This window comes from Luteibacter sp. P4_D7_3 (assembly GCF_056401735.1).
Map to the genome: position 1 here is coordinate 1 of NZ_JBFUIT010000197.1, position 7,560 is coordinate 7,560.

General features: G+C 64.6%; 7 protein-coding genes. 3 read left to right on the forward strand and 4 right to left on the reverse strand.

The features are described from left to right. On the reverse strand, positions 1–193 hold a 193-nt coding region (locus tag AC1DSN_RS15360), incomplete at its 3' end, for a hypothetical protein (protein WP_477331491.1). 588 nt (positions 194–781) lie between these two features. Here AC1DSN_RS15360 and AC1DSN_RS15365 point away from each other — a divergent pair. Then, positions 782–1,393, forward strand: a complete 612-nt coding sequence (locus AC1DSN_RS15365; protein WP_477331493.1) for a helix-turn-helix domain-containing protein — start codon at positions 782–784, stop codon at positions 1,391–1,393. 70 nt (positions 1,394–1,463) lie between these two features. Here the strand turns inward: AC1DSN_RS15365 and glyS are convergent, their stop codons facing one another. Together glyS and glyQ are read right to left on the reverse strand one after the other, a co-directional pair. Beyond that, entirely contained in the window at positions 1,464–3,608 is a 2,145-nt protein-coding gene (gene glyS / locus AC1DSN_RS15370; RefSeq protein WP_477331495.1) for a glycine--tRNA ligase subunit beta, read from the reverse strand. Then, positions 3,598–4,512: a glycine--tRNA ligase subunit alpha gene (glyQ, locus tag AC1DSN_RS15375; RefSeq protein WP_477295788.1), complete on the reverse strand. Its 915-nt coding sequence runs from the start codon at positions 4,510–4,512 to the stop codon at positions 3,598–3,600. Before glyQ ends, glyS begins: the two co-directional genes overlap by 11 nt. A 65-nt stretch (positions 4,513–4,577) precedes the next feature. On the opposite strand from glyQ, the gene tfpB reads away from it, so the two are divergent. Together tfpB and AC1DSN_RS15385 are read left to right on the forward strand one after the other, a co-directional pair. Beyond that, entirely contained in the window at positions 4,578–6,395 is a 1,818-nt protein-coding gene (tfpB, locus tag AC1DSN_RS15380) for a type IV pilus assembly ATPase TfpB (protein WP_477331497.1), read from the forward strand. Then, complete coding sequence (locus AC1DSN_RS15385) at positions 6,392–7,132, forward strand: glutamine amidotransferase (protein WP_477295786.1); 741 nt, start codon at positions 6,392–6,394, stop codon at positions 7,130–7,132. Before tfpB ends, AC1DSN_RS15385 begins: the two co-directional genes overlap by 4 nt. Here the strand turns inward: AC1DSN_RS15385 and AC1DSN_RS15390 are convergent. Continuing rightward, a partial coding sequence (locus tag AC1DSN_RS15390; RefSeq protein WP_477331499.1) for a rhomboid family intramembrane serine protease occupies positions 7,121–7,560 on the reverse strand: 440 nt, incomplete at its 5' end. The genes AC1DSN_RS15385 and AC1DSN_RS15390 overlap by 12 nt on opposite strands.

Genomic DNA, 7,560 nt, shown 5'->3' on the forward strand with positions numbered 1-7,560 from the left:
CAGTCACGTCACGCGTGAAGCCGGCATCGCTAGTGACGCTGACGGTTGAGCCAGCGCCGGCGGGTACCTGACCAAAGATGGCGCCGGTGGTCGCCTGGGCGAAAACAGCACCCGACACGGAACCCAGGCCGATGGCCAGGGCGAGCGCGGTGCGACGTCCCAGTGACGCTGCGCGGTATTGACGCGAATTCATTGAATGCTTCTCCCCGTTAAAATCCGCTATCGCAGGAACCTGCGATTAGCGACAAGCCGACCCCGGCCCGGCATACGCTAGGCTCTGGTTTGAATCGGCGGCAAAAGTCCCCACTAAACAACGTGATCCAACGAAAGATCACGCTCCCCGAATCATCGCCTGCTACGGCGACGTGACAGATATACGTAAGGTTTCACGAGTAAGCAATGCGAAATTTTTACATTCGATTTACATGTTGCAGCAGTAATTTACGAAGCAATCTCAATGGGCCGAAAAATCTTTCGAATTACCAGTACTTTACGGAATTCTCACAAAGACGGCGTTGGTGAATTAGGACTTTGGCCTAGGAAACATTCCTAGCCAGAACGGGGGGTAAGCGCGTCGCATAAGGCGTTCGCCCCTGTCTAAACAAGATGTCATGTGGCGCGAAGCCTTTCTTTAGCGCGATCCGGATACCCTCGAACTTACGAAACTTCTCAAACGAAAGGCTTTCGAAGGGCAATCGCTGTACACCGATTGCGAGGTTCGCGCGTTTGTTCGCGAAATCGCCGGGGGGCGGCCTGTAGAAAACAACGAGGTTCCATGCGCATGAACGACAATTCGAGGGGATCCGTCCTGGCCGATTCCGCCATGGGCGGCCTGGATAACAGCCGTGGAGATGCCAGCGTACCGGCCTCTTCATTCGCCAGCCGCGTTCGCGCGGTCATCAAGATCTCGGGCAGTGTCAGTGAGATCGCCCGCCGTTGCGGGTTCTCGGAAGGTGTCGTGCGTAGCTGGCGCGACGGCAATACCGACCCGTCGCGCGGCCGTTGCGTGACCATGGCCAAGACCCTGGGCCTTTCGCTGGTGTGGCTGGCGGCGGGCGAAGGCCCGATGATGCTGGACGGCTCGGGCGATGACCCGGCGACCCCCACCGAGACGTCGGAGTCGATGCGTGGACGCGACGGCAGCCACCATGCCGTGGGCCAACCGGCGACGGCACTCGACGCATCGCGCCTGGCGGCAGCGATGAAGCTACTGCAGTCGGATATCGAGATGACGGGAAGCCGTTTCTCGCCGGTGCGCCACGCGGACCTGGTTGCGGAGATGTACGCCATCCTCGCCCGCTCGAACGAGGGCGACTATGCCGATCGCATGATTGCCTTCCGCCGCACCCTGATGTCGCGTATCCAGGACGACAAGGGCGCCGCGGCGGCCTGATCAGCCGGATACGGCAGCCGCTCCCACCACACCTGCTAAGGCAGGCAGGGTGGGAGGCAGCACGGTCGGATCAGAGGCGGGAGATATCGGCGATGGCGCCGAAGGTCGCTTTGAGCTGTGCAAGCAGCGCGAGGCGGTTCGCGCGCACCGCTGGGTCTTCGGCGTTCACTAGCACGTCGTCGAAGAACCGGTCCACCGGTGCCTGAAGCGCCGCCAGGCGCGCCAGCGTGCCGGTGTAGTCGCCTGCCGCGAGCAGGCCTTGCGACTCCGCCCGGGCAGCCGCCAGCGCGGCATGTAGTTCGCGCTCGGCGTCGAACTCGAAGTACCCGGCGTCGACCGTCGTCGGGATGGGTGCGGCATCGGCCTCTTCGGCCTGCTTGCGCAGGATGTTGGCCACGCGCTTGTTCGCAGCCGCCAGGCTGGCGGCTTCGCTGCGGCGTGCGAACTCACCCACCGCGCGCAGGCGCCGATCGAAGTCGGGCAGCGTGGCAGGTGCCACGGCAAGCACGGCTTCAAACTGGTCCGTCGAAAAACCCTGGTCGGCGTAATAGCCGCGCAGGCGCTCGAGCACGAAGGCCTGCACGTCGTCGCCCAACTCGCGACGACGTGCACCGACATCGACCGCCGGGACCTTGCCGTCCTTGCCCGGCTTCACGCCTGCCACCAGGGCCGTCTCCGGAATCATCTCCAGAGCCTCGGTCAGGGTGGCGCGCAATTCGATGTCCAGGCCACCCTCGATCAGGGTACGAGCCAGGCCCAGCGCGGCGCGGCGCAGGGCGAAGGGATCCTTGTTGCCGCTGGGCTTCATGCCCACGGCAAAGATGCCCGCCAGCGTGTCCAGGCGCTCCGCCACGGCCAGCACCTGGCCAACCTTGCCAGCAGCGATGGCGTCGCCGCCGAAACGGGGCTGGTAGAAGCTGTCCAGCGCATCGGCAACGTTCGCGTCGATGCCCTGACGCGAGGCGTAGTAACGGCCCATCACGCCCTGCAGCTCGGGGAATTCACCGACCATGCGGGTGAGCAGGTCGCACTTGGACAGAGCAGCGGCGTGCGTGGCCTGCCCGGCATCGACACCGACACGGTTGGCGATCACCCGGGCCAGTTCCGCCACGCGGACGGTCTTGTCCCAGAGGCTACCCAGCGACTGCTGGTAGGTCACGTTCTTCAGACCTTCCTGGTAGTCCGCCAGGGGGGACTTCAGGTCTTCGTCCCAGAAGAACTTGGCGTCCGCGAAGCGCGGGCGGATGACCCGCTCGTAGCCCTTGCGGATCTCGGCCGGGTCCTTGCTCTCGATATTGGCCACGCCGATGAAGTGCTCGGTGAGGCGACCCTCGGTATCGAACACCGGGACGAACTTCTGGTTGGTCTCCATCGTGGTGACCAGGGCTTCCGGCGGCACGTCGAGGAAGGCGCGTTCGAACGTGCAGGCGATGCCGACCGGCCATTCCGTGAGGTTGGCGATCTCGTTGAGCAACCCGTCCGACAGGCTGGGCACGCCGCCGGTGGCCACGCGGGCGACTTCGTCGCGCACGCGCTGGCGGCGCTCGGCAGGGTCGGCGAGGACGTGCGCGTGGCGCAAGGCGTCCAGCCAGCTGTCCGCGTCGGCAACGTGGATCGGCTTGGGATGGTGGAAGCGATGACCGTTGCTGAGGCGACCACTGGTCAGGCCAAGGATCTGGCCTTCGACGATGTCCGCGCCATGCAGCATCAGCAAGGTATGGACCGGACGCACGAAGCTGTCGTCACGATTGCCCCAGCGCATGGCCTTCGGGATCGGCAGGGCCTTCAGCGATTCAGTGACGATCTCCGGCAGCAACGCAGCGGTCGGCTGCCCGGCCTTCACGGCCCGGAAAACGAACCAGGCGCCCTTGTCGGTCTCGAGTTTTTCCAACGCCGATACATCGACGCCGCAGGACTGCGCGAAGCCGACCAGGGCCTTGCTCGGCTCACCATCCGCGCCAAGGYTGGCGGCCACGGCGGGGCCACGGCGTTCGACGGTCTGTTCGGGCTGGGCGACGGCGACATCGGCGATATGCACAGCGAGGCGGCGGGGCGATGCATACGCCTTCGCCGAGGCGTAGTCGGCGGCCACACCGCGCTTTTCCAGACCCTCCACGACGCCGCGCGCGAACGCGGCAGCGAGGTCGTCGAGAGCCTTCGGCGGCAGTTCTTCGGTGCCCAGCTCGATGACGAGCGGCAGGCGCTTATCGGCCATGGACGGCCTCCTTGTGTTTCTTCAGGCCGGGAAAGCCGAGCTTCTCGCGCTGTGCGACGTAAGCCTCGGCCACGGCGCGCGCCAGGGTGCGGACGCGCAGAATGTAGCGCTGGCGCTCGGTCACGCTGATGGCGCGACGCGCATCGAGCAGGTTGAACGCATGACTGGCCTTGCAGACCTGCTCATAGCCCGGCAGCGGAAGGCCCGCGGCGATCAGCTTGGCGGCTTCGCCTTCGCAGACGTCGAACCAATGGAACAGCTCGGCCACGTTGGCGTATTCGAAGTTGTAGGTGCTCTGCTCCACCTCGTTCTGGTGGAACACGTCACCGTAGGTGACCATGCCGTGTGGCGCGTGCGTCCAGACGATGTCGTAGATGCTGTCGACGTTCTGCAGGTACATCACCAGGCGCTCGAGACCGTAGGTGATCTCGCCGGTGACGGGACGGCATTCGAGGCCGCCGGCCTGCTGGAAGTAGGTGAACTGCGTCACCTCCATGCCATTGAGCCAGACTTCCCAGCCCAGACCCCAGGCGCCCAGCGTCGGCGATTCCCAGTTGTCTTCGACGAAACGCAGGTCGTGGACCAGCGGGTCGATGCCCAGCGCCTTCAGCGAGCCGATGTAGAGCTCGATGATGTCGTCCGGGTTCGGCTTGAGCACTACCTGGTACTGGTAGTAGTGCTGCAGTCGGTTGGGATTGTCGCCATAGCGGCCATCCGTCGGGCGACGGCAGGGCTGCACGTAGGCGGCTGCCCAGGGCTCGGGTCCGAGCGCACGAAGGAAGGTCGCCGGGTGGAAGGTTCCCGCGCCGACCTCGGTATCGAGGGGCTGGACCAGCACGCAGCCCTGGTCCGCCCAATAGCGGTTCAGGGTCTGGATCACGTCTTGGAAAGTGGGCGCGGACATGGTTCCCGAGTCCTTGATAAAGCGGGCTAGTATAGCGGCGTGGGATTCACACAGGGTCGCAAGCGATGGTAGTCAATCCGCAACTTGGCGCACTCCTGGGACGCCGTGGCCGCCTCGAACTCGACGAGGTGCTGGCCTCCCTGGTGGTCGACGGCTACCTGACCGGGGAAGATGCCAAACGCGTCCGCATGGGGTCCAGGAGCGGCAAGACCGCGATCGAGCTTCACCCGCTCGTGGTCGTCGCCAACGCGAAGCCGGTGAACCGTCGTGAGGACGGACGCCCCCTGAGCCTGGAAGGTCTCATGGAATGGGTCGCCGCCAAGGCGGACCTGCCCTATCTGAAAATCGATCCAATGAAGGTCAACGTGGCCCAGGTCACCCAGGTGGTCAGCAGCGCGTATGCGCAGCGCCACCGCATCCTGCCGGTGTCCTCCACGACCAGCGAAGTGGTCTTCGCCACAGCGGAACCCTTCGACGCCGGATGGGCTACTGACCTCGCCCACATGATTCGTCGCGACGTACGCCGCGTCGTCGCCAGCCCGATCGACATCAACCGCTACCTGCTCGAGTTCTACGGCGTGCAGCGATCGATCCAGCTGGCCCAGGACGCCAAGGGCATCGGCGACACCTCAAAGATCATCAACTTCGAACAGTTGGTCGAGCTGGGCAAGGGTGGCGAACTCGGTGCCGACGACCGGCATGTCGTGCACATCGTCGACTGGCTGTTGCAGTACGCCTTCGAGCAGCGCGCTTCCGACATCCACCTCGAACCGCGTCGCGATGCCGGCCAGATGCGCTTTCGCATCGATGGCGTGATGCAGAAGGTGTTCGAACTACCGCCACCGGTGATGACCGCCGTCACCTCTCGCATCAAGATCCTCGCTCGCATGGACGTCGCTGAAAAGCGCCGCCCGCAGGACGGCCGTATCAAGACGCGTTCGGCCGGTGGGCGTGAGGTCGAGCTGCGTATCTCGAGCATGCCGACGGCATTCGGCGAAAAGATCGTCATGCGTATCTTCGATCCCGACCTGGTGATGAAGGACTTCGCGCAGCTCGGCTTCTCGGAAGAGGAAGGCCTGCTCTGGCGCGGCATGGTCGAGCGGCCTCATGGCATTGTGCTGGTTACCGGCCCGACGGGTTCGGGCAAGACCACCACGCTCTATTCAACGCTCAAGCATCTGGCCAAGCCGGAATTGAATGTGTGCACGGTAGAAGACCCGATCGAAATGGTCTCGCCGGAACTGAACCAGATGCAGGTGCAGGCCTCGATCGACCTGGATTTCGCCGCAGGTGTTYGCACCCTGCTGCGACAGGATCCGGACATCATCATGATCGGCGAGATCCGCGACCTCGAGACCGCACAGATGGCGGTGCAGGCATCGCTCACCGGTCACCTGGTGCTGTCGACGCTGCATACGAATGACTCGCCAAGTGCGGTGACGCGCCTGCTCGACCTGGGCGTGCCGCACTACCTCATCCAGTCCACGCTCACCGGCGTGGTCGCCCAGCGTCTGGTGCGTACGTTGTGCCCGCACTGCAAGCGGGCAACGACGCAGGATCCTGACGAATGGCGTGCCGTCACGCATGGCTGGGACATTCCCGTGCCCGAGCGCGTGTTCGAATCGGTGGGTTGCCTGGAGTGCCGGAAGACCGGCTTTCTCGGACGTACCGGCATCTACGAAATGATGCCCGTCTCGTCGCGGTTGCGTGGCCTCATCTCCGCCGAACTGGACCTTTCGCGCCTGGGTGCCGCCGCCCTGCGCGACGGGATGAAACCCTTACGCATCTCCGCGGCGGCGCAGGTAGCCGCCGGCGTCACGACGGCGCGCGAAGTCCTCAACGTCCTTCCGCCCACCGATATCGACGATACAATTTCCCCATGAAACCCCTACTCATCGTGCGTACCGGCCGCGCACCCGACGTGATCAGCGCACGTCACGGCGACTTCCCTCGTTGGTTCCAGCTTGGCCTGCGTCTTCGCGCGACACACCTGCGCATCATCGATGTCGAGCAAGGCGATCGACTCCCCGAGCCCGGTGAGTGTGCCGGCGCGGTGATCACCGGTTCCGCATCGATGGTGACCGAACGACTGGCGTGGAGCGAACGCACGGCCGGCTGGATCCGGAATGCGATGGATGTCGACCTGCCGCTTCTGGGCGTGTGCTACGGGCACCAGCTGATGTCGCATGCGCTCGGCGGCCGTGTCGACTACCTTCCCGGCGGACGCGAAATGGGGACGGTGAGCCTCACCACCGTGACGGAACGCGCGGCCGACGAATCACTCGGTGCCTCGTTGCCGGAAAGATTCCACGCCCATGCCACTCACGAACAGAGCGTGATGGAGCTCCCACCTGGCGCCATCGCCCTTGCGCGGTCTGAACGCGATCCGCACCATCTGGTCCGTTACGGAAGGCACGCAGTCAGTACACAGTTCCACCCGGAATTTTCCGCCGAAGTGATGCGCGCCTACATCCGGCGCAAGCACGACGTGCTTCGTGACGAAGGCCAGGCGCCGGACGACATGCTGGCCGCCGTCGTGGCGACACCCGTGGCCACCCGGTTGCTGCGTCACTTCGTGCGCGAGCACCTGCACGCGCCGCGCGAGATGTCAGCCGCGTAAGCGGCGCACGATCGCCCCGCGCGAAAACAACGCGAAGACGATGCCGAAGACAAAGCCGCCGATGTGGGTCCACCACACGACGGCGCCATAGCTCGCGCCCGCATAACTGAAGAGCAGCTGCACCAGCGCCCAGATGCCGATGAGTACGAATGCCGGCACGCGCACGAACTCGAGGAAGAGGCCCAGAGGAAGCACGAGGCCGAGCTTCGCCCGCGGAAACAGCGTCACATAAGCACCCACCACGGCGGATACGGCTCCGCTGCATCCGACGATCGGCACACCGGTTCCGGTCAACGAAATGGCACCGATCAGGTTCGCCACCACACCGCCGAGCAGGAAGAGCAGGAGAAAGCGCGGGGAGCCGAGGCTCCGTTCGGCGGGCAGGCTAAAAATGACGAGGAAGAGCAGGTTGCTGACCAGATGCAACC